The organism is Streptococcus suis (genome assembly GCF_002964045.1).
GTDB lineage: Bacteria > Bacillota > Bacilli > Lactobacillales > Streptococcaceae > Streptococcus > Streptococcus suis_U.
On the sequence record NZ_POPB01000305.1, the window covers coordinates 1 to 20,700 of the forward strand.

Genomic DNA, 20,700 nt, shown 5'->3' on the forward strand with positions numbered 1-20,700 from the left:
AAGTCATAAGATTAGTCACTGGTAGGAATTAATCTAACGTATTTATTTATCTGCGTAATCACTGTTTTTAGTCTGTTTCAAAACAGTAGATGTTTTATCTACATTACGCATTTTGAATACCAACATGACGAATCCCTCCTTCTTAATTACAAATTTTTAGCATCTAATTTAACTTCAATTCCTATTATACAAAATTTTATGATATGGTGCAAGTCAGCACGAACACGAACCGTCTTATCTCCCATTATATCTTTTTTTGCACTGATTGGTGTATCATTTCGTTTTTCTTTTTGTGCGCCTAAATTTCCCACAATCACTCACTTCTTTCTATTTCTTCTTATTCTTATTTTATCATCAACAATCACAAATCACTTGTGATTTGTGATAAGTGATTTGTGATTAATATATAAAGTAAGTTTACCCCTACACATCCCACATCGGTATTTTTTTAGGTCAATGCGGCGCTTGCGCTGGTAGACTTGTCCACAGGACTGACAGGTATAAAGCAGGCTTGGCTTGGCGGTTTGTTCCAGTTTGGGAGCATAGCGCAGGCCGTCCACCGCAGCTAACAGTTCCTTGAAGTCCCTGTCTCCGTGCCGATAGCCTTTTTTCTCAAAGTAGAGATGGTAGTGGCAGAGCTCGTGGCGGACAATCTTCCGAAAGACTTCTAAGCCTTGTTCCTCCAGATGTTTGGGGTTAAAATCCAAATGCCCATCTCTTGGAAAAAAGCGACCACCCGTTGAGCGTAATCGCCTGTTCCAGATCGCTACATGCCGGAATTCCTTACCGAAGTCTTGCAGGGAAACTTCCTGCACATACTTATTCAGATCCATTTGGTTTCAAAAGGCTAAGACCGATACGGTTGCGTTTGATGTCGACTTCTACCACCCAGACCGTTACGATCTCCCCAACTGCGAGAACTTCGCTTGGATGTGGTAAGACTTGTTGGCGTCCATTTTTACCCCGTTTGCGCTTGACCATGCGTGAAATGTGGACCAGACCATCCTCGTGGACACCGATATCCACAAAGGCTCCAAAGTCCACAATATTGCGGACCGTACCTTGCAATTCCTGTCCGACTACCAGGTCCTTAACATCCAAGACATCTTGGCGGAGGACTGGTGCTTCAAAGTCATCCCGTAAATCACGACCAGGTTTGAGCAAGTCTGCGATGATGTCCTTCAAGGTTTCCTGACCGACACCGATTTTTTCTGCTGTATCTACGATAGCAACCTGCTTTAATTTTTCCTGCGCAGCCTCATCTAGGTGGTCAATCGCTAGAAGTTCTAACAGGTTTTCCACAGCCTTGTAGGACTCAGGGTGCACGCCAGTATTGTCCAAAAAGTTAGTCGCATCAGGAATTCGCAAGAAACCAGCTGCCTGCTCAAAGGCCTTGTCACCCAGACGAGGCACCTTTTTGAGCTGCTGACGAGAGGTCAGAGCACCATTTTCCTCACGGTACTTGACAATGTTCTCCGAAATGGTCTTGTTAAGACCAGCAACGTGAGCCAAAAGGGCAGGACTGGCCGTATTGACATTGACACCGACCTGGTTGACCACCGTATCGACCACAAAATCCAGACTTTCAGACAGAGACTTCTGGTTGACATCGTGCTGGTACTGGCCGACACCGATAGACTTGGGATCAATTTTGACAAGCTCAGCCAGAGGGTCTTGCAGACGGCGGGCGATGGAAATGGCAGAGCGTTTTTCCACAGGGAGGTCTGGGAACTCATATCTCGCCAGTTCAGAAGCTGAGTAGACAGAAGCTCCGCTTTCATTGACGATGACGTAGGAAACTTCTGGGAAGTCCTTGAGCAAATCAGCAACGAAAGCTTCAGACTCACGGCTGGCCGTCCCATTTCCGATAGCAATGATTTCCACTTGGTATTGCCCAATCAAGTCTGCCAAGTCTTTCTTGGCCTGGGCAATTTGGCGCTGACCAGCCGGCTCAACTGGGTAGATGACCTGGGTTGTCAAGAGTTTTCCAGTCTGGTCTACAACCGCCAGCTTAGCCCCTGTCCGAAAGGCAGGGTCAAAACCAAGAACAACCTTGCCTTTGAGGGGAGATACGAGAAGCAGATTACGTAGGTTTTTAGAGAAGAGCTGGATAGCCCCTTCCTCTGCTTCTTCCGTCAATTCTGTCCGAATCCGACGCTCCATAGCAGGCAGAATTTTCTTCTTGATGGCCTGCTGGATGACATCCTTGATGTAGCTATTGGACTGTGGAAAACGTAGCTCAAAGAAGCGAATCATTTTATCCACATTGTGTTCAAAAGAAACCTTGAGAATGCCTAATTTCTCCCCACGATTGATGGCCAAGGTCTTATAACCCTGCATTTTTGCCACCTTCTCTGAAAAATCATAGTAAATCTGAAAGACTTCTTTTTCATCTGCTTCTTGATCTTTTAGCTCTGAAGTAAGGCTTGAATTGGTCTGCACTTCATGGTAAACCCAAGCCCGAAGCTTATTGTCTTCTGAGATCGCTTCGACCAAAATATCCACAGCCCCAGCCAAACAAGCCTGAGCAGTGTCAAAGCCCTCGCAGATAAAACCTTCAGCCTGTTCTTCCAAGTCAGCCACATTCTGCAAAATCAGACGAGCCAGTGGGAACAGCCCTGCCTCACGCGCCACCGTTGCCTTGGTCCGACGTTTTTCCTTATAAGGCAGGTAGAGTTCTTCCACATCTGCCAACTTTTCCGCTTCCTCGATAGCCTGCCGGAGCTGGTCTGTCAATTTGCCTTGCTCTTCAATCTTGGCAAGGACAGTAGCCTTACGGTCAGCAAGAGCAGTCAAGGCCTTATCCCGATCGATTATGGACTTGATGACCACCTCGTCCAAGTTCCCAGTCACATCCTTCCGATAACGAGCAATAAAGGGAATGGTGTTGCCTTCCGCTGTTAAAGCAAGAACCGTATCAATTTGTTTTAAACTAACGCCCAATTCCTGAGCAATTTTCAAATATTTTTCTTCCATAGCTACTATTATAGCATGAAAGCGTTGTAAATTACCACAATAGAAAAAGCATGTGAGCTACACATACTTTCATTTTTCTTCTTAAAACGCTGCCAAATCTGGGTCTAACCACCCTTTGACACCTGCAAGCTTGTCCAACTGGGCTACGGCCTCTGGACTAATGACTAGGTCATCAATATCCAAATTGGCCTTGATATTTTCTGGGCTGGTTGATTTTGGCAATGGCAGGAAACCTTTATCTAGGGACCAAGCCAGTGCCAGCTGAGCCACGCTGCAACCTGCTTCTTTAGCTAGTTCTGTTGCTTCTTGACTTTGGAAAAGTGTTCCTGTACCAAATGGGCTATAGGCTTCCAAGAGAATGCCTTTGGCTTTGCAGTAGGCTACTAATTCTGACTGTGGAGTACCGGGTGCCAACATAATCTGGTTGACCATGGGTGTGATTTCAGCAGTTTCCAATAAGCCTTCCAGGTGATGTTCCATAAAGTTCGAGACACCGATAGCTTTGACCTTACCTGAATGGTAGAGCTCTTCCATGGCTTTCCATACACGAGCATTGCGCTCCTTCCAGCCGATGCCGTCACGAATAGCCTGTGGATTGGGCCAGTGAATAAGGAGCAAGTCTAGATAGTCCACCTGCAATTTCTTCATGGACACCTCAACAGACGCCAAGGTGTCCTCATAGCCAACCTTGTCATTCCAAACCTTTGTCGTTAGGAAAATATCCTCCCGTGCCACACTACTGTCCGCAATGGCCTGACCGACACTAGCTTCATTTCCATAAATCTGAGCAGTGTCAATATGACGGTAGCCCGCTTCCAAGGCATAGAGAACCGAACGATGAGCCTCTTCACCGTCAGGAATTTGCCAAGTCCCAAAACCAATTTTTGGAATGGTCACACCATTAGCTAGTTGATATGTCTTCATAAAGAGACCTCCTGTATTTTCTAGTTCTAGTATACCCTAAAATGTAAGCCCTGACAAAAATTTAGATAGAAAAAGACACCCGAAAGTGTCTGCTCACATTTTTCTCTAAAACTTATCTCTCGAAATTGATTTTTTTCGATAACTTATCAATCACTACTGCTCCAACTAGCAAGGAAAGCAGTTCTCCGCCAGCAGTTGTCAACCAGGTCACGAAGAATGGTGATTGATACAAGAATTTCAATTCCAAGGCGATGGTAAACATGGTCGCCGCAAAAAAGAATGAGAAATAAAAGAATGCCTTATTAAACAAGCCACCGAAGAGGTAGTCATTCTTGTATTTTTCAAAGAGGATAACCCCAAGGGTAACAAAGATAAGGGTTGAAAATCCACCAACAAAAAGGTCAATGACCCCAAATCCTATCAAATTGGAAATCATGCAACCGATGGTCACAGCGATGATATACTTGCGATTATAAAAAGCCAAGAAATTGAGCATTTCTGACAAGCGGAACTGAACAGCTCCGAAGGAAATAGCATTCAAGGGCGGTGTCAAGGTCAAAGCTACATAGATGGCAGCGACAAGCGCAATCTCTGCCATATCTCTGGCAGTCCATTTAGATGTATTCATAAAAATTCTCCTTTAGCAAAATGCTTGAAATATGCTTGGGTAAAGTGAGCAAGCCCCAAGGGTCATTGATTTTCTCAACAACGTTGTCTAGTATAGCATAAATGAAAGAAAAATGGTAGACTAGTTCTTATGAAAAAACTATTTTATCAACTTATAAATAATGAAGTCATCCTTTATTTGATTGCAGGGGTTGCAGCTACCCTTGTCTATATGGTTACTCGAATGGGGCTATTTCTAGTCATCCCTTCCATTCTTCTTGTTACCCTTCTGGCAAATGCTGTCGCTATTCTCTTTGCCTTCTGGACCAATGACCGGTTCGTTTTCAAACAAGCCAGAGCAGGCTGGGGACAACGTCTCATCAAGTTCGCTACTGCACGTATTTCAACCTTAGTTTTGGATATGTTTTTAGCCTATTTGCTGGTACAAGCCTACCCACAATGGATTGGACAATTCGTCAATAATGACATCTCACTGGTTAACGCCATCGCAACACTCTTCTCACAAGTACTGGTTATCGTACTCAATTATTTCTTGAGTAAATTATTTATTTTTAAAGATAAGAAATGAGGCTCCAATTGGAACCTCGTTTTTTACAATTTCAAAGGAAGTTTGAATTCACTTGCGTATTTTGTCATATCTTCAATGAGCGCACCAGCTTTTTCAGGAATTGTTTCAGTTGCGAGTTCTGCTACTTGTTGACCATACTCTTGAACTTTTTCTCCCAAGGCATCAACCGCAGGAGACCCTATCTCAATTGCTGACTGATAGGCCTCAGATGCAATCACATAGCCAACCATACCGCCAACAACTCCACCTGCTACAGTTCCAGCTGGTCCTACAGCTGTTCCTAGTGTAGCGCCAACTTTTGCACCTGCAATAGCGCCTGCAGTAGCTGCTGTATGATCACCCATTCGATAGGCGAGCTCAGTACCTTCAATTCTTCCACGAGCAAATTCAGAAATTGTATCATATGATTCGACTGCGTACGATACGGCGGTTGCCGGAATATTGTTTTTGGCCAATCCTTTCAGCAAGGTACGGCTAGAATCTGCCATTTTTTTGCTGACTGTCTCTGTAATAATACCTGTTCCATATGCTACAACACCTGCGATTCCAGTATCATTGGTAAGATCTACAATACCTTCCTCAACTGATTTCTGGCCTTCAACAATCTGGACAGTATTATCAATCAATGACATTGCTCCCGTCAAAGCCATAGCCATTTTTCCGTTCTTCATACCCTCTTTATGTATATCGGATACCAATAGTTTATTGGCACTCTCACCTAGATTGGTTGCTATTCGTCCAAATAATTTCACATCCGAATTATAGATTTTTTGTAAATCTTTAGATAATAGATAGTTCTCCCCATTGACTCTTATATGTGGCTCAAATGAGGTCGGACGATGAGAATTCGGATGGTAATTCACATCAACGCGGTAATCTACCTTATTTCCCGCTTTTTTTAGATTTGCAACAAGACCTTCTACTTCTTTTATTTTTCTTTGATTGACTCTATCAAGCTGAGCAACAATATTCTCTGGCAAATTGGAACCATAAAATCTATCTGGAATCAGATGTCCTTTTTGATCATTAACTCTATAATGATCTTCTCTTTTTATTCCTTGTAAACTAGACCGCTTCTCTCCTGTTTTCAATTGCAAGTCTTCAATTGAAGCCGAAGTAATTCTTCCTTGATTATCTGAAACAGCAGTCACATTACCTTTTTTTATTTCAATATTTGGTCTTACTCTTTGATTGCGCTGCCAAGTTCCATCCGAATTTTTACTACGCCATTCGTCGAGATACACCTGCCCAGAATCATCAATATAAGAATGTTTCAATAGTCCAGGCTTAATTTTTTCCCTCCGAAGATACAACTGACCATCTCGTAGATACTCTTTATAAACAATGTTTTGATTATTTCTGCCAATTCTCTCAACTAGCCCATTCTCTTTTTGGATTTCCTGTATCCCGTATACTCCATCACTAGCTTTAACATTTGAAGGAAATTCCTTATGTAAATTTCTTAACTTATCTTCAATATTATGACCAAAGGTATCTAGTCTATTTGTTTCTAAACTATCAAATCGTAAACTCTTTTCCATCTTAATCCACCTTTGTTAATACGTGGCAAATGACATCAATTTGACTTTGATTAAATCCATTTGTCCTACTGATTACCAAATCCCTTAAAGCTTGTGCACCCAAATCCACAATGTGTTCAAACAAGGAGTGACTGATTCCTAAAACTTCCAAAACTAATCCTTGTAACAATACTATTTCCTGATTTGACCAAATTAATTTTCCTCCTAAAAAAGCATAGTCATCAATTAAATGACTGATGAGATTTCGTGTTTTTCTACTCACGTCTATCATTTCTAAACTAACTAATAATGATTTTTTAGAAATTGGAGTTAATTCTAACCAAGCTTGTAATAAAACTGAGATCAAGTCAGATCGAGCCTCTCTAACTGACTGAATAAGTTGAGGAAATCTATTTTGATATTCACCTTCCTGAACAGATGCCTTATCAACTTTTGTTAAAACTGGACTGAGCCATTCATTTTGATATACAACTGCTACCCCTTTAGGCAATTTAGCAATTTCATTCACCTGATCAACTGTTAATCCAATAGAACGCCCAATCGCTTCCCTATCATTTGCTTCCGGTGTCCGTAGAATAATTTTTGTATTGGTATTTTTGATTGCCGCAATATCAACTGCCGACGGAGACTGGTCCACAATGATCACACCTTCTCCATATGTACGAATTTCCGCAATTGTATTGGTTACCATTTCAACAGACTTACCAATCAAACTAGAATCTCCTTGCTGACTGGTGTTTTTTAATAAATTATGTGCTTCTTCAATAATGGTTGCATGCCAAAACTCTTGGTTCTTCTTAAGGATCTTGCATTCCACTTGATCTAGTCGATGCTCATTAAGTGCATAAATTGTCAAGCCCATTATCAATGCCCTAGTTTCTGCTGATTTTATCCTACTAATATCTAGAATACAATTTTCATCAAATAGTTGTTCATATGGGGTATGTTGATTTGAAAAAATCAATCTATTTAATCCCACCGTCAAAGAACGAACACGCGTCAGCAAGGCACCTCTGTAATTGGATTTGATATCGGAAGCATAATCCGATTGGTCAATCAATTTCTCCAATTCTTCAGAAATAACTTCAAAATTAGGATAGACTTTTTCTTCCCCTTCAAATTTTGAAGAGATTAAATCCCAACCAACAACCTCATAGGCTTGTAGGATTGATTCTTTAAAGAAGGCAGGCATTGCATCATACATTGGCCAACAAACACTAAATATTTCAACTAACCCGTCAACATGTTCTAAGACATGTACAGAATCAGGAAATGCGAATGGATTTATATGTACTAAGGGAGCTAGATTTGGATTAGTAGAAAATACATTCACATCATCATAGTTTCCAAATACATCTTTATACTCTCCCTTCGCCGGCTCTATCACCAAGAATTTTTTCTTATCTTGGCGAAGCTCACTGAGAATTTGGTATACCGTATTAGACTTTCCTGACCCTGTAGATCCAGTAATAAAAGTATGCATGCTCAAACTTTTATTATCTAATTCAACAACCTTATCGGTTACTTGCCCTAAATCAAACACTTTTCCCAAAGTTAACCTATTCTCAGGATTATCGTCATACCTTGGCGTGTAGGAATATACTTCTTTTCCAAACTCTGCATGCTCTATCACGGGTAAACCTGGTACAGTTTTCCGAGGTAAACCCAGATGAAGACCTAATTCTTTACCACTAACAGTCGTCGCAGCATTAATCAAGATATTACTACCATAAATAAATTGAGGATGAGCAAACCGAGAAAGGTAGGTCATCAAATCCTGAAAATCTCCTAATAGTTCCGGATTGTTTCTTCTCCATGAATTAATAGCTGAAACTTCACGACCAGACTGTTCACCATTCATTAAAGAACGATAGTTACTTGCTGCAATCTCAGCTGTAGCCATATCATCTGAACTAAAATAACCTGCAACAGTCCAAACACCATAACTATCAAATTCATTGGTTCGCTTGATTGCTTCATCTAATAACCCCATCATATCGGTGATAGCCTTATTTTCAATTGTAGTGCTTCTACTACTCGAATAGCTTTCACTTCGATTTTCTACAGGAGCTAAGGAAGCAATGAAGCCACCAATTGGTGCCACTAATTGCCCGCCTAACATTGCACCTTGACTAATACCGACAGTATTCGCTCCAATTGCTGCTCCAAGTCCAGCACCTAAAACATTTACTGCTGCTTGACCAATCATTGCTGCTTTTTGTCGTCCATCCATCTCCGCAAATGACTGATTTTTTGAAATAGTTGAACTGATATTTTCTGTCACTTGGCTCTTTTGTAGTGCAGATAGCTTACTATACAAATCTTGATAGTCTTTTCTTAATAATTCTATGGATTGAGACGATTGATTTTGAGCTAATATAATCCCTGTATATTGTCTCCCTTGCAAGGCTAAGGCTAATTTTTCAAGACCTTGTACAAATGAATATTCATCTGAAGTAGCCGTTTTTGACGTCCCTACAACGCTAACAGAAGCCATATTTTGATACGTTAATAATTTATTGGATAAGACTGAAATTGATTGCCGATCCTCATTTTTGATTTTTGAACCTGGGAAATGACCAATTAGTGTATTTTTTAACGTATCGCTTAAGGTGACTGTTGAACGTTTGCTGATTGATCCGTCTTGCTCATTATTTCTCACACCTAGATAGAAATCAGTCTTATTCCCGTCACTGTCCAAGAGAATAAATACAGATGTATTATAAGTTGAAAGAGTATTGAAAACAGTTGTGAATTTATCTGTTACAGGTTCTCCCTTCTGATAAACCATTTCAGTGATTTTAAAAAGTCGAACGTTATTAATTAAATCTTCTTCAAGCGGCTTAATAGATTGAATGGGGGCAATCGGCATTTCTGTAAGACGAGCCAAATACTTTCGGCGAATCCCCTCGTCAATGATATCTAACCGATTTTTTAGACTTAACTCAGTCCCATCAGAAAGTTGTAAATCTGTTTGAGTTTTTGGTAATTCTGCCATCCTTATCCTCTTCCAATTTTATGTACTTGATTTTCAAATTGTAAGAACCAATCATTATCGAATTGTAACTCTTTTTCATCTTCTGTTAACTGATTGGTTAACTCTTCCTTCTCGTCCTCATGTTTGCCAATTAACTCTTCTAAATGGAGAACATAAATTCTATCTTCTTGACTTGACTTTTCTGTTAATAATCGAATACATTCTGCTATGACATCATCCAATATAGGAGTAAGAAGTTCCACTGCCTTATCTCTAAAATCTTGATAAAGGTAGGTAATTCTTTCCACCATCTCTAGTGTATCTCTCTGTTTCTTCTTGCCAAATGGATTAATTAGTTCAAGAATATCATCCTGCTTTGGTACCATCTCTTGCTTTCTGAAAACTTTTAAGGACTCAGTCATATCTACTACATACCACTTTGCCCCATCAAAATCTAGTTGAGTATTTGCTACAAAACCATCTTTATATTCTGCTTTCAGATAAATATCTAACTTATCATTCTCAATTTCTTTACTTTTTAAAAAGTAGAAAGATTCAACTTGATTTAAAAATTCTTGAAATTGTTGTTGAACGAAGTAATTAAGTTGGGCCATTACCTGGTAGGCTGTGTAATCATTGTCAATTCTAACTCTTCGTCTATTCCATTTTTGAAGTCTTTCAATAATATTTTGTTTTACAATCTGCAGTTCAGCAAAAAATTCCTCAACTTCATTCTTTTCAAATTGAGCTTTAGATACATTCAGTTTATGTAAAATATCTTCTAAAGTACGAATTTTCTTATAGACTAAAGCATTTACTTTTTGACTCTGTTGATTTTCAATATCCAGTTCAGCTTGTAATTTTTCAATTTCATTTTGCAAACATTTCAAAACTTGAGCAACATAATTCGTTTGTGGATAAGTATGGAAATAATCTAAAAGCCTCGTATCAGCAATTCCTTTGAGAAATGTTGGACTATTAATCCCAAAATCCTGAACCAACCTCTCAAGTATTGGTTGATCCAAGTTACTTGAACACAAAAAGAAAATCTGCTCCTGTATTACATTTGCATTTACCAAAAGATAGTTGAGGAACTCTTTAATAACCTCCCTATTATTCATGTCTATGTAGAAAATAATGGGGGTATTCTCTAAATCACTCGGTAATTGACTGATAGCCTCGATACTTTCTATGGTTACTTCATCATGAAAACTAGTTGGAATATCTACTCGACTACCAATCAATAAACACGGATACTCATTTATAAACAAATCTTGATTTAACTCTATAAAATCCAAATAAGGGAATCTTCTGTTTCTATTGACTTCTAACCAAGAAAGTAACTGATTGATACGTTCATTTTTTGTAGTAACATCCTCTAGTTTTTCTTTATGAAAAAATCTGACATCCGACTCTGAAATACCTGCAGTCAAAAAAGATTTTTTAAGCCCTAGAAAATCTGATTCTGTTCCTGAAAACTCCAAATCAAAATCAAAGCCATTCATTTCATCGTAAAATATACTAGGAACCTGATTCACCCACTGCTGTAACTTCTCTGTTTTATATTTTTCAACAAGACTATTTATCATTGGTTCTTCCCCATTGAACCGAACAATTGTCTCAAATAAATAAGGATTATAGTTCAACTCTACCTTAACCATAATACTAGACCCTTTTTTAACTTATTTTTTAATACAATTATATCATTTTATATCTTTAAATGAAGAGATAAACAAGGTTTATGTAAAAAAACTGAGGCTCCAGCTGAAACCTCGTTTTTTATATTCGGTTAGTTTGGGATTTACTCTCTATCAATCGGTGTAAAGCGTCCCTTAATCCTATTCAAAATCGAAACAAAGTCCCCATCTCTTGCATGAAATTCTTCGACCTGCATACTCTGAACACTGGCATTGATGACCGCACCAATAATCAACACTTGGGCCATAAAAATAAACCAAAGCATAAAAACAAGGAAAATAACGGCTGTAACCATTCTAAAATCTAGCAATCGATTGGCATAATTATCCACATACAATGCAAAAAACTTTCCAACCGACATCATGGTCAGCAAGACAAAGCTTGCACCCGGTAAGACATAGCGAATCTTTTTTATCCGAACATTAGGAAGGAAAAAATAGAGCATACACAGGGCTGTAAATAAAGCAAATAATCCAATCAACTGTGATTGGCTAAAAATCCCCGCAATCCAAGCATTTTCCAATTGAAACAATTCTTTGAAATAGGATATTATCACCTGCCCAAAGGTTAAAATGGTCATACTTAATAAAATAATGACCTGAAGACCAATGCCCAAAAATATACCAATCAGATGGCCAATGATAAAATCTCTGTGTTCATTGAGACCGTAAGCCTTATTGACTGCCTTCTGTAGAATTGTCATACTGCGTGACAAAGTCCATAGTGTCGTTACAATTGAAATACCTAACCAAGATGTAGACGGCTTGGTCAAAATAGAAGTAATAAAGGCAGATACCGACGGATAAAGCCTATCAGGAACAAATTCAGCAACGACTGACAAAATAGCATCTATATCAAAAGGAAAATAAGGCAAAAGATTGGCCAAAGTCAACAAAATAGGAAAAATAGAAATGAGCAGGTAATATGCAACCGCGACACTGGTCACATCAATATCAGCATTCCGATAAAAAGAAAAGAAGGTTGAGCAGAATGTTTTCAAACCTTCAACAATTTTGGTTTTCTTCATTCCCTCTCCTCCTTTCTTGCTATTTTATACTCAATGAAAATTAAAAACAGACTAGGCGACGAAGATGTAGATAGAACTGACGTTCATCAAATCAAGTCAACAACGTCTGCTTTTGATTTTCGAAGAGTATTAGTAAGTCCCTTCCTCGCCTTGACTCGTCAAAATGACCGGACCATCTTTGGTGATAACAAATTGGTGTTCGTATTGGCAAGACAAACCACCATCAAGCGTCTTATGAGCCCAACCAGTCTTCATATCGGTATCGATTTCCCAGGTACCTGTGTTAATCATTGGCTCAATGGTCAAGACCATACCCTCACGCAAGCGAAGTCCGCGGCCTTTTGTTCCATAGTGAGGAACCATTGGCTCTTCGTGGAAAGTTGGACCAACACCGTGGCCGACCAAGTCACGAACAACACCATAGCCAAGCCCTTCGGCATATTCTTGGATAGCCGCACCGATATCACCGATACGATTGCCAACAACGGCTTGCTCGATACCACGATACAAACACTCCTTGGTTACATCCATCAGTTTTTGCACTTCCTCTGAAACTTGACCAACTGCATAAGCCCAGCAAGAGTCTGCACAACCACCACGATAGGTCTGGGTAATTTTCTTCATAGCCTTAACATCATTAAAATTAAGTTTAGAAACATCAAGGACAGATTTATCCAAGGGCTCGCTGAGAACCATATCGACTTTCAACAAATCGCCTTCTTTCAGTTTGTAATGACGTGGGAAGGCATGGGCAACTTCGTCGTTGAGCCCACAACAAGTCGCATAAGGATAGTCCATCAACTCACCATCAACACCAATTTGAAGAGGCAAGACATTTTTTTCCTTACATATTTTACGGACATATTCTTCCACTTCCCACATGTCCACGCCTGGTTTGATGATATCACGCAAGCCGATATGGATACCAGCTAGTACATCACCAGCACGGTTCATGGCATCAATTTCACGTTGTGATTTAATGGTAATCATTGATTCTCCTCATACATTTCTAATTTAAAATCTGTCTTCTTCAAGCTAAATTTTCTATACTTTCTTGTTTTGTGACTGTAACGGTCACTCCCCTTATACTGCCCGACCTGCACAAAGCCCGATTTTCTAGCCACCATCTGACTGGCCACATTTTCCTCATGGGTGATGATGGTCAATTCCTTCAGACCGATTTCATAAAAGGCTAGAAAGACCAGATTTTTCACCGCTTCCGTCATCAGCCCTCGCCCCCAGTAATCTTTTTTTAGGAAATAGCTGAGCTCCGCAGTTAGCAAACGTTCATCTAGTTTTTCAAAACAAAGCGCACCAATCATCTGCCTAGAAACCTTATCCACCAGAGCCCAATTGCCCAAAGGGCTACGCATAAATTTCTCAACCATGGTCGCAAGAGCCAGGTTCTTATCCTCCAAGGCCGGAAAGATAAAGGGAAGATTTTCTGGTTTGGAAACGATGTCAAAGAAATTTTCTCCATCTTCATAGGAAAAGGGGCGCAAAATCAAGCCTTCTGTTTCAAAGCAAGCAAACTTTGCTAGTCTTGTCCAAACTGTCATAGTGTACCCAAGGGGCTGAGAATAACTCCCAGCCCCGAATTGTTTCATGTTAGCAGCAAGAAACTGCTACTAGTCCTCAACCAACTGAATATCTGCACCCAGTTCTGTTAATTTCTCAATAATATTTGAATAGCCACGCAAGATAAACTCAATATTGGTAATTTCTGTACGACCTTGAGCCATCAAACCTGCAATGACCATAGCAGCCCCCGCACGCAAATCTGTCGCTTTAACAGATGTACCGGTCAATTGATTTGGACCTTCGAAGGCAATATGATTGCTACCTGTCGAAATCTTAGCACCAAGATTAGCTAGTTCCTGAACATGCCCGACCCGTTTTTCATAAATGGTATCAATAATTTTGCCTGTTCCTTCTGCGGTCAATAGGAGCGGTGTGATTGGCTGTTGCAAGTCAGTCGCAAAGCCTGGATAGGGCGAAGTTTTGATACTTACAGCCTTTAACTTTTCTTGCTTTTCAACAAAGATGCTGTCTTCAGAAATAGTCATGCGAACGCCCATTTCTTCCAACTTAGCAATAAAGCTTTCCAAGTGTTCATAAAGAACATTATCAATACGAATACCTTCACCAACTGCCGCAGCAAGAGCAATATAGGTACCAGCTTCAATCCGGTCTGGGATAACTTGGTGGCGAGTCCCGTGAAGGCTATCAACACCGTCAATTGTAATGATATCTGTACCCGCTCCACGAATATGAGCGCCCATATTGTTGAGCAAGGTTGCAACATCAATAATTTCTGGCTCACGCGCCGCATTTTCAATAACCGTACGACCTTCAGCTTTAACAGCTGCCAAAATAGTATTGATTGTCGCACCAACACTGACAACATCCATGAAGATATGCGCTCCTTGGATACGTTGACCATTTGTCGCCAAACGCATGTATTCACCTTCATAAGTCGTTTCAGCACCCATGGCCGCAAATGCTTTCAAATGTAAATCAATCGGACGTGGACCTAAATCACAGCCACCCGGCAGACCAACCACTGCTTGACCGAAGCGCCCCAAAAGTGAACCGTAGAAATAATAAGAAGCACGTAAACTGTTGATTTTACCAAAGGGCATGGGCATATCTTGAACACCACGAGGATCAATTTCAAGCGTTTCACCATCACGCTTGACGGTAGCCCCCATGGTTTCCATAATATCAATCAAACTATCTACATCTGAAATTGCAGGGACACCATCTAGTGTGACAATTCCATCCGATAAAATAATAGCAGGAATCAAGGCAACTACTGAATTCTTAGCACCGCTAACAGTAACTGACCCTTTTAATTCCTTTCCTCCATTAATAACAATTTTTCTCATACAATCTAGTCTCTTTTTCCTTTCAAAAAGGCATACGTTTCATTCTACCACAAGAGGAGCTAAAAAGCTAGTTATTTGATATGCAAAAAAACAGGAGCAAGTCTGTCTCCTGTTTTGCAACTGTTCTTACATAATCTTTTATAGCGCTGATTGCAAAGCGTCTACCTTATCCAAGCGTTCCCATGGCAAGTCGATATCGGTACGTCCCATGTGTCCATAGGCTGCAGTTTGCTTGTAAATCGGACGTTTGAGGTCCAACATTTGAATAATACCAGCTGGGCGCAAATCGAAAATCTGACGAACAGCTGCTTCTAATTTGCTTTCCGCTACTGTGCTCGTACCAAAGGTATCGATGCGAACTGAAACTGGGTGAGCAACACCGATAGCGTAAGCCAATTGAACCTCAGCCTTTTTAGCCAAACCAGCTGCAACGATATTTTTAGCGATGTAGCGTGCCGCATAAGATGCAGAACGGTCCACTTTGGTCGCATCCTTACCAGAGAAGGCACCGCCACCATGACGAGAATAACCACCATAGGTATCAACGATAATCTTACGACCTGTCAAACCAGAGTCCCCTTGAGGTCCACCAATAACAAAGCGACCAGTTGGGTTGATAAAGTAGTTGGTTTGATCATCCAAATATTGAGCTGGAATGATTTCCTTAACGACACGCTCAATCACATCCTGACGAATTTGCTCCTGGCTAACTTCTGGATCATGCTGGGTCGAAATAACGACAGTATCCACACGAACTGGTTGATTGTCTTCATCGTATTCAACTGTTACTTGTGACTTTGCATCTGGACGGAGATAAGCAATTTCACCAGACTTTCTCAACTCGGCCAAGCGACGCACCAATTTGTGACTAAGTGAAATTGGCAATGGCATCAGTTCAGGCGTTTCATCTACTGCAAAACCAAACATGAGCCCCTGGTCACCTGCACCAATCAAATCCAATGGATCTTGACTAGCATCTTGACGAGTTTCCAAAGCTTCATTGACGCCTTGGGCAATATCTGGCGATTGCTCTACAAGTGACGGATGAACCCCAACCGACTCAGCTGAAAAACCATACTCACCTTTTGTATAGCCAATCTCCGCAATCGTATCACGTACCACACGGTTAATATCTACATAGGCTGTGGTTGAAATCTCACCAAAGACATGAACACTACCTGTATAAACAGCCGTTTCCGCCGCTACGTGCGCATCTGGATCCTCTGCTAAAATAGCATCCAAAATGGCATCTGAAATCTGGTCTGCAATCTTATCCGGATGACCCTCCGAAACAGATTCAGACGTAAACAACTTACGTTCTGACATAAAAATGTCCCCCTTAAAATAAATTGTTATCAAGGTTACAAAGAACTAGTCGAAGACTAGTGATTTGCGAAAGACACCTGTCTTGAGCAAGGGAAAATTTCCAAATACTCAACGAGAAAGACAATACCAGACTGTATGAAATCAGCCTTATTTGAAGAAAATGGTGACTAAAGTGTAGTAAAGTTTTTACGCTAACTATTCAATGTTACCAGTTTCTTTTATTGTATTTCAAGTGTTTCTGCAAATATTAACTAGTCTATAAACTACCTTTTCGGGACTTAATAACGTTTCTAGTATACCATAGTTTCAGCTGTCTTGGCAGTTCATTTACAAAAAATAAAAAAGAAGTTACCACTTTCTGATAACTTCTTTGCTGATTACATAAATTCTGCGTCCGCAATGGCTGCCTTGACTGCCTGCAAGGGTAAATGCACCAACTCACACCCTTTTTCCTTATAAAGATACTGGGCATAGTCGTCCATTCTGTATTCATTGATATAGACGACACGTTGGCAACCAACCTGTAACAATTGCTTGGAACAATTGAGGCAGGGAAAATGGGTCACATAGGCAGTAAAACCATGTGGAATGCCCCTTTCTGCTCCCTGCAAAATGGCATTGACTTCCGCATGCAAGGTCCTAGCACAATGACCGTCAATCATGAGGCATTCCTGGTCCAGGCAATGTTCTGTCCCTGAAACCGAGCCATTGTATCCTGTTGCTACAACCTTGTTGTCCTTGACCAAGACAGCACCAACCTTGGCACGTTTACAAGTCGCCCGATTGGCAATCAAGAGCGCCTGCGCCGCAAAATATTCATCCCAGGCTAAACGATTTGTTGACATGATTTTTCCTTTCCGCTCAATCCACCATTCCATAAATTGCTACTAAGTCTTGAGCTGTGATAATTCCGACGATATCCTCTGGCGAATGAAGTTGCCCATTGGATTGACGACTGACCAAAACCGTTGTCCTTTTCTGCCCTTCGAAATGATTGATCAGCTGGTAAAGACTGGTTTGAGCTGGTAAAATGACCACTTGAATACTATCTTCCTCACAGGCCAATACATCTGCCAAACTAGCTTCCACTAATGTATCACGAATAGAGCTTACTTCCTTACTCGTTTTTGCTAACCAGTTGGCCAAGCCCTTATCGGACACCAAGCCTTGATAGGACTTGCCAGAAAAAATAGGAAACTTAGAAACATGCTCTCGCTCTACGATTTCCAAGGCACTCATCAATTTATCCTGGCTATCAAATATGATAGGCTTGATTTTCTGAACCTTTTGTAAATAGGTTTCAATGGTCATGGGTGTTTGGTACTGGGCAATGACCTTTTCCAAGACAGCAATCAATTCTGGCGAGGGCTGAGCGACTTCTTTCAGACTCGTTCGTCTTTCGTGGACCATAAGATTACGGAGCTGTCTGGCTACGTAGAGATTATCCCAATTAGCCTCAACGGGATTATGTCGCGTCAATTCCTTGGCTTTGGCTAGCATGGAACCAACATCTGCGTATTCCCCATCCGCAACTCCACAGACCTTGCGCAGGACCTTGTCCAAGTCATTGAATAACTCTAAAAAACGGCTTTCATTCATCTCAGTCTACCATTGCTGATTTCAAGTAGGCATCTACCATCCGCTCAGTCGCATGGACCGAATCCAAATGGGTGCGTTCATAAGAATGGCTAGACTCAATCCCCGCACCAAGTAGGGCGTGCTTGACATCTGCACCAGCTCGCATAGCCGCAGATGCATCCGAACCATAATATGGATAAATGTCTAATTTATATGGAATACCATCCCTCTCTGCCAAGGCTACCAAGTGCTGACGGAGTTCATAATGATATGGGCCTGAACCATCTTTGACACAGATAGAAACTGTGTACTCATCTGTCTGCTGGTCATCTCCCATTGCCCCCATATCCACCGCCAGATACTCAACCACCTGACTTGGAATGCTAGAGTTGGCACCGTAGCCAATCTCTTCATTATTGGAGAAATAGAAATGGGTGGTATAAGGTAGAGTGATTGCCTCTTCCTTGTAAACCTTCAAAAGATGAAGCAGGATAGCGGCTGAAACCTTGTCATCCAGGTGACGGCTCTTGATAAAGCCAGTTTCAGTCACAATAGTCCGTGGATCAAAGGAGATAAAGTCTCCGACTTCAATCCCCAAGGACCGCGTCTGATCCGCATTGGTTACTTTTTCATCCAAACGAATCTCCATATTGGTCTGGTTGCGCTCAGCGGTGCTAGCATCTCGATAGACATGGACAGAAGTTTGGTGCATCAAAATTGTACCTGTAAAGGTCTTACCATTCTTGGCACAATGAATCAGGCAGTTTTCTCCTTCAATAGAAGGGTAGCCAAATCCTCCCACCAAATCCATTTTGAGTCGGCCGTCTGGCTTGACTGCACGCACCATGGCACCCAAAGTGTCCAGATGGGCAGTCAGCATCCGATGTTTCTGGTCATTTTCCCCAGGAACTGTAACTAGAATGCCACCCTTTGCAGTCTTGATAGCCTCATAGCCGAAACCTTCCACTTCTGCCTTGATGTAGTTCATAATGTTCGTCGTATAGCCCGTTGGCGACGGTGTATTGGTCAGTTTAACGATGTAATCAAGTGTCTTCATGAAAACCTCCTTATTTGTAATCTATTATATCATGTTTTAGGACATTTTTTTGCTATAATGAAGACATGAAAACCTACCAGAAGATTTATTTACTATTAAAAGAAAAAGACGACTACGTCAGTGGCGAGGATTTGGCCCAGGAATTGGGGATTTCTCGGACTTCCATTTGGAAAGCCATTCGTCAGTTGGAAGCACATGGTCTGACCATTGAGGCAGCCCGCAATCGTGGCTACAAATTGGCCGAGGGGGATTTGTTGCTGCCAGATTTGATTTCACAGGAGCTCCAACTTCCTGTCCACCTCAATACCGATAGTGATTCCACCCAATTAGATGCCAAGCAAGGTATTGAAGCCGGTCATTCTAGTCCTGCCCTCTATCTAGCTCCCTATCAGAATAAAGCCAAGGGACGATTTGGGAGACCATTTTATGCCTCCAAATCAGGCGGTATCTATATGTCTCTCCGCCTTTCACCAAATGTCCTCTTCCTTGAATTTAAACCCTATACCATTCTAGCCGCAGCCGCTGTGGTCAAGGCCATTCAGTCCCTTTGTGACCTAGATGTCCAAATCAAGTGGGTCAATGATATTTATCTGGGGCAGAAGAAAGTGGCTGGCATCTTAACCGAAGCCATTTCTTCCATGGAAAACCAACGGGTGACCGATGTCATCATCGGAGTGGGTATCAATGTCCATATTGATGATTTTCCCAAAGAACTCCGTCAATCAGCCGGTAATCTCTTCGACGACCAGCCTCCCTTTACCCGCAACCAGTTGATTACAGCCATTTGGAAAGCATTCTTCGAAACCGACGAACAAGAATTGATTGCTCTCTATAAAGAAAAATCACTTGTTGTTGGCCAACAAGTGAGCTTTGTAGAAAATCAGGTTGAATTTAAGGGAACAGCCATCGCAGTCACCGATACAGGCAATCTAGTTATCCAACTGGATAACGGCAAGGCAAAAATCATCTCCAGCGGAGAAATCAGTCTTACTTCTTGGTCTGCTTCTCCACCAAACGAATAAAACGTGTCACCTTGTAGGCAAAGTGAAGATTGCGAAAGGCGATGAAGGCATAAATTCCCGCTATAAAGAAATCTCCTGCTAGCAGGGAGGCATTCATAAAATAAATTGCTAAAATTGTTGTAATAGCTAAAAAAAGAAATTGTGGAAGTCTCATAAGATAAATTATACCAAAAATTTGAACAAGGTGCAGATTATTCCATTTATTTTCTTACAAGTTATTGAAAAATCCGTTCAAAAGTTAAGATCACTCTTTTAGACTGTCGAGTTCTGCCCAATTTATTTAATCAGATTAGCATATGTTCTTTTGATTTTTGAAGTATAGCAATTGATATTAAATGTATAAAAGTATAAAAAAGGCTGGAATTCAGCCTTTTATTTTGGCTCTATAATTTCTGTAGCGGGTAAATCCACCGTGGAGATTATGGAGCCTTTTTGAGTGTAGAAAAAAAGTCCCATATGACCTATAATGAAAAGCGACTAAACAACTCATT

Annotated in this window: 20 protein-coding genes and 1 riboswitch; of the genes, 2 read left to right on the plus strand and 18 right to left on the minus strand. The window is 40.9% G+C overall.

Features of this window, described 5'->3' with window-relative positions:
• Nucleotides 1-42: 42 nt before the first annotated feature.
• From C1E99_RS04680 to C1E99_RS04705, 6 genes are all read right to left on the minus strand, one after another.
• Nucleotides 43-126, minus strand: coding sequence for a 23S rRNA methyltransferase attenuation leader peptide (locus C1E99_RS04680; RefSeq protein ID WP_013641314.1), 84 nt, complete (start codon nucleotides 124-126; stop codon nucleotides 43-45).
• Nucleotides 127-146: 20 nt separating this feature from the next.
• On the minus strand, nucleotides 147-311 hold the full coding sequence (locus C1E99_RS04685; RefSeq protein ID WP_002935077.1) for a peptide-binding protein: 165 nt from the start codon (nucleotides 309-311) through the stop codon (nucleotides 147-149).
• A 57-nt stretch (nucleotides 312-368) separates the two neighbouring features.
• Nucleotides 369-833, minus strand: coding sequence for a SprT family protein (locus tag C1E99_RS04690; RefSeq protein WP_105134096.1), 465 nt, complete (start codon nucleotides 831-833; stop codon nucleotides 369-371).
• Nucleotides 820-2,976, minus strand: a complete 2,157-nt coding sequence (locus C1E99_RS04695) for a Tex family protein (protein ID WP_105206752.1) — start codon at nucleotides 2,974-2,976, stop codon at nucleotides 820-822. The genes C1E99_RS04690 and C1E99_RS04695 overlap by 14 nt, the downstream gene beginning before the upstream one ends.
• Before the next feature lie 81 nt (nucleotides 2,977-3,057).
• Nucleotides 3,058-3,900: an aldo/keto reductase gene (locus tag C1E99_RS04700; protein ID WP_105206753.1), complete on the minus strand. Its 843-nt coding sequence runs from the start codon at nucleotides 3,898-3,900 to the stop codon at nucleotides 3,058-3,060.
• Between the two features lie 112 nt (nucleotides 3,901-4,012).
• Nucleotides 4,013-4,528, minus strand: a complete 516-nt coding sequence (locus C1E99_RS04705) for a QueT transporter family protein (RefSeq protein WP_105107073.1) — start codon at nucleotides 4,526-4,528, stop codon at nucleotides 4,013-4,015.
• A riboswitch (PreQ1 riboswitch) is annotated at nucleotides 4,526-4,628 on the minus strand. (Overlaps the previous gene by 3 nt.)
• 29 nt (nucleotides 4,629-4,657) lie before the next feature.
• On the opposite strand from C1E99_RS04705, the gene C1E99_RS04710 reads away from it, so the two are divergent.
• Nucleotides 4,658-5,095, plus strand: coding sequence for a GtrA family protein (locus C1E99_RS04710; protein ID WP_105107072.1), 438 nt, complete (start codon nucleotides 4,658-4,660; stop codon nucleotides 5,093-5,095).
• 23 nt (nucleotides 5,096-5,118) lie between these two features.
• Here C1E99_RS04710 and C1E99_RS04715 read toward each other — a convergent pair whose 3' ends face one another.
• From C1E99_RS04715 to C1E99_RS04770, 11 genes are all read right to left on the minus strand, one after another.
• A complete protein-coding gene (locus C1E99_RS04715; RefSeq protein WP_105206754.1) occupies nucleotides 5,119-6,636 on the minus strand; it encodes a DNA/RNA non-specific endonuclease in 1,518 nt (505 codons plus the stop codon).
• A gap of 1 nt (nucleotide 6,637) precedes the next feature.
• The gene (locus C1E99_RS04720; protein WP_105206755.1) at nucleotides 6,638-9,634 is read right to left on the minus strand and encodes an ATP-binding protein; all 2,997 of its coding nucleotides are present in this window, start codon (nucleotides 9,632-9,634) and stop codon (nucleotides 6,638-6,640) included.
• A 2-nt stretch (nucleotides 9,635-9,636) separates the two neighbouring features.
• Nucleotides 9,637-11,274, minus strand: coding sequence for a hypothetical protein (locus tag C1E99_RS04725; RefSeq protein WP_105206756.1), 1,638 nt, complete (start codon nucleotides 11,272-11,274; stop codon nucleotides 9,637-9,639).
• Between the two features lie 140 nt (nucleotides 11,275-11,414).
• Entirely contained in the window at nucleotides 11,415-12,338 is a 924-nt protein-coding gene (locus C1E99_RS04730) for a YihY/virulence factor BrkB family protein (protein ID WP_105206757.1), read from the minus strand.
• A gap of 129 nt (nucleotides 12,339-12,467) precedes the next feature.
• Complete coding sequence (locus C1E99_RS04740; protein ID WP_105206758.1) at nucleotides 12,468-13,328, minus strand: methionyl aminopeptidase; 861 nt, start codon at nucleotides 13,326-13,328, stop codon at nucleotides 12,468-12,470.
• Complete coding sequence (locus tag C1E99_RS04745) at nucleotides 13,325-13,897, minus strand: GNAT family N-acetyltransferase (RefSeq protein ID WP_105206765.1); 573 nt, start codon at nucleotides 13,895-13,897, stop codon at nucleotides 13,325-13,327. Before C1E99_RS04745 ends, C1E99_RS04740 begins: the two co-directional genes overlap by 4 nt.
• Before the next feature lie 69 nt (nucleotides 13,898-13,966).
• Nucleotides 13,967-15,226, minus strand: coding sequence for a UDP-N-acetylglucosamine 1-carboxyvinyltransferase (locus tag C1E99_RS04750; RefSeq protein WP_105206759.1), 1,260 nt, complete (start codon nucleotides 15,224-15,226; stop codon nucleotides 13,967-13,969).
• Between the two features lie 138 nt (nucleotides 15,227-15,364).
• Nucleotides 15,365-16,552: a methionine adenosyltransferase gene (gene metK, locus C1E99_RS04755; RefSeq protein ID WP_105107068.1), complete on the minus strand. Its 1,188-nt coding sequence runs from the start codon at nucleotides 16,550-16,552 to the stop codon at nucleotides 15,365-15,367.
• 377 nt (nucleotides 16,553-16,929) lie between these two features.
• The gene (locus C1E99_RS04760) at nucleotides 16,930-17,397 is read right to left on the minus strand and encodes a deoxycytidylate deaminase (RefSeq protein ID WP_105206760.1); all 468 of its coding nucleotides are present in this window, start codon (nucleotides 17,395-17,397) and stop codon (nucleotides 16,930-16,932) included.
• 16 nt (nucleotides 17,398-17,413) lie between these two features.
• Nucleotides 17,414-18,151, minus strand: a complete 738-nt coding sequence (locus C1E99_RS04765) for a hypothetical protein (RefSeq protein WP_105206761.1) — start codon at nucleotides 18,149-18,151, stop codon at nucleotides 17,414-17,416.
• Between the two features lies 1 nt (nucleotide 18,152).
• Nucleotides 18,153-19,187 (minus strand): M42 family metallopeptidase, encoded by a 1,035-nt coding sequence (locus tag C1E99_RS04770; protein ID WP_105206762.1) that lies wholly within the window; start codon nucleotides 19,185-19,187, stop codon nucleotides 18,153-18,155.
• Nucleotides 19,188-19,252: 65 nt separating this feature from the next.
• Between C1E99_RS04770 and birA the strand changes: the two genes are divergently transcribed.
• Complete coding sequence (birA, locus tag C1E99_RS04775) at nucleotides 19,253-20,209, plus strand: bifunctional biotin--[acetyl-CoA-carboxylase] ligase/biotin operon repressor BirA (RefSeq protein WP_105206763.1); 957 nt, start codon at nucleotides 19,253-19,255, stop codon at nucleotides 20,207-20,209.
• On the opposite strand, the gene C1E99_RS04780 is transcribed toward birA, so the two are convergent.
• Nucleotides 20,175-20,306 (minus strand): DUF3272 family protein, encoded by a 132-nt coding sequence (locus C1E99_RS04780; RefSeq protein ID WP_238146209.1) that lies wholly within the window; start codon nucleotides 20,304-20,306, stop codon nucleotides 20,175-20,177. The genes birA and C1E99_RS04780 overlap by 35 nt on opposite strands.
• Between the last annotated feature and the right edge of the window lie 394 nt (nucleotides 20,307-20,700).

What these genes read in the sequence shown, in the direction of transcription:
- C1E99_RS04680 (WP_013641314.1), bottom strand. Translation starts at nt 126, where the DNA reads ATGTTGGTATTCAAAATGCGTAATGTAGATAAAACATCTACTGTTTTG.
- C1E99_RS04690 (WP_105134096.1), bottom strand. Translation starts at nt 833, where the DNA reads ATGGATCTGAATAAGTATGTGCAGGAAGTTTCCCTGCAAGACTTCGGT.
- C1E99_RS04695 (WP_105206752.1), bottom strand. Translation starts at nt 2,976, where the DNA reads ATGGAAGAAAAATATTTGAAAATTGCTCAGGAATTGGGCGTTAGTTTA.
- C1E99_RS04700 (WP_105206753.1), bottom strand. Translation starts at nt 3,900, where the DNA reads ATGAAGACATATCAACTAGCTAATGGTGTGACCATTCCAAAAATTGGT.
- C1E99_RS04705 (WP_105107073.1), bottom strand. Translation starts at nt 4,528, where the DNA reads ATGAATACATCTAAATGGACTGCCAGAGATATGGCAGAGATTGCGCTT.
- C1E99_RS04710 (WP_105107072.1), top strand. Translation starts at nt 4,658, where the DNA reads ATGAAAAAACTATTTTATCAACTTATAAATAATGAAGTCATCCTTTAT.
- C1E99_RS04715 (WP_105206754.1), bottom strand. Translation starts at nt 6,636, where the DNA reads ATGGAAAAGAGTTTACGATTTGATAGTTTAGAAACAAATAGACTAGAT.
- C1E99_RS04720 (WP_105206755.1), bottom strand. Translation starts at nt 9,634, where the DNA reads ATGGCAGAATTACCAAAAACTCAAACAGATTTACAACTTTCTGATGGG.
- C1E99_RS04725 (WP_105206756.1), bottom strand. Translation starts at nt 11,274, where the DNA reads ATGGTTAAGGTAGAGTTGAACTATAATCCTTATTTATTTGAGACAATT.
- C1E99_RS04730 (WP_105206757.1), bottom strand. Translation starts at nt 12,338, where the DNA reads ATGAAGAAAACCAAAATTGTTGAAGGTTTGAAAACATTCTGCTCAACC.
- C1E99_RS04740 (WP_105206758.1), bottom strand. Translation starts at nt 13,328, where the DNA reads ATGATTACCATTAAATCACAACGTGAAATTGATGCCATGAACCGTGCT.
- C1E99_RS04745 (WP_105206765.1), bottom strand. Translation starts at nt 13,897, where the DNA reads ATGACAGTTTGGACAAGACTAGCAAAGTTTGCTTGCTTTGAAACAGAA.
- C1E99_RS04750 (WP_105206759.1), bottom strand. Translation starts at nt 15,226, where the DNA reads ATGAGAAAAATTGTTATTAATGGAGGAAAGGAATTAAAAGGGTCAGTT.
- metK (WP_105107068.1), bottom strand. Translation starts at nt 16,552, where the DNA reads ATGTCAGAACGTAAGTTGTTTACGTCTGAATCTGTTTCGGAGGGTCAT.
- C1E99_RS04760 (WP_105206760.1), bottom strand. Translation starts at nt 17,397, where the DNA reads ATGTCAACAAATCGTTTAGCCTGGGATGAATATTTTGCGGCGCAGGCG.
- C1E99_RS04765 (WP_105206761.1), bottom strand. Translation starts at nt 18,151, where the DNA reads ATGAATGAAAGCCGTTTTTTAGAGTTATTCAATGACTTGGACAAGGTC.
- C1E99_RS04770 (WP_105206762.1), bottom strand. Translation starts at nt 19,187, where the DNA reads ATGAAGACACTTGATTACATCGTTAAACTGACCAATACACCGTCGCCA.
- birA (WP_105206763.1), top strand. Translation starts at nt 19,253, where the DNA reads ATGAAAACCTACCAGAAGATTTATTTACTATTAAAAGAAAAAGACGAC.
- C1E99_RS04780 (WP_238146209.1), bottom strand. Translation starts at nt 20,306, where the DNA reads ATGAATGCCTCCCTGCTAGCAGGAGATTTCTTTATAGCGGGAATTTAT.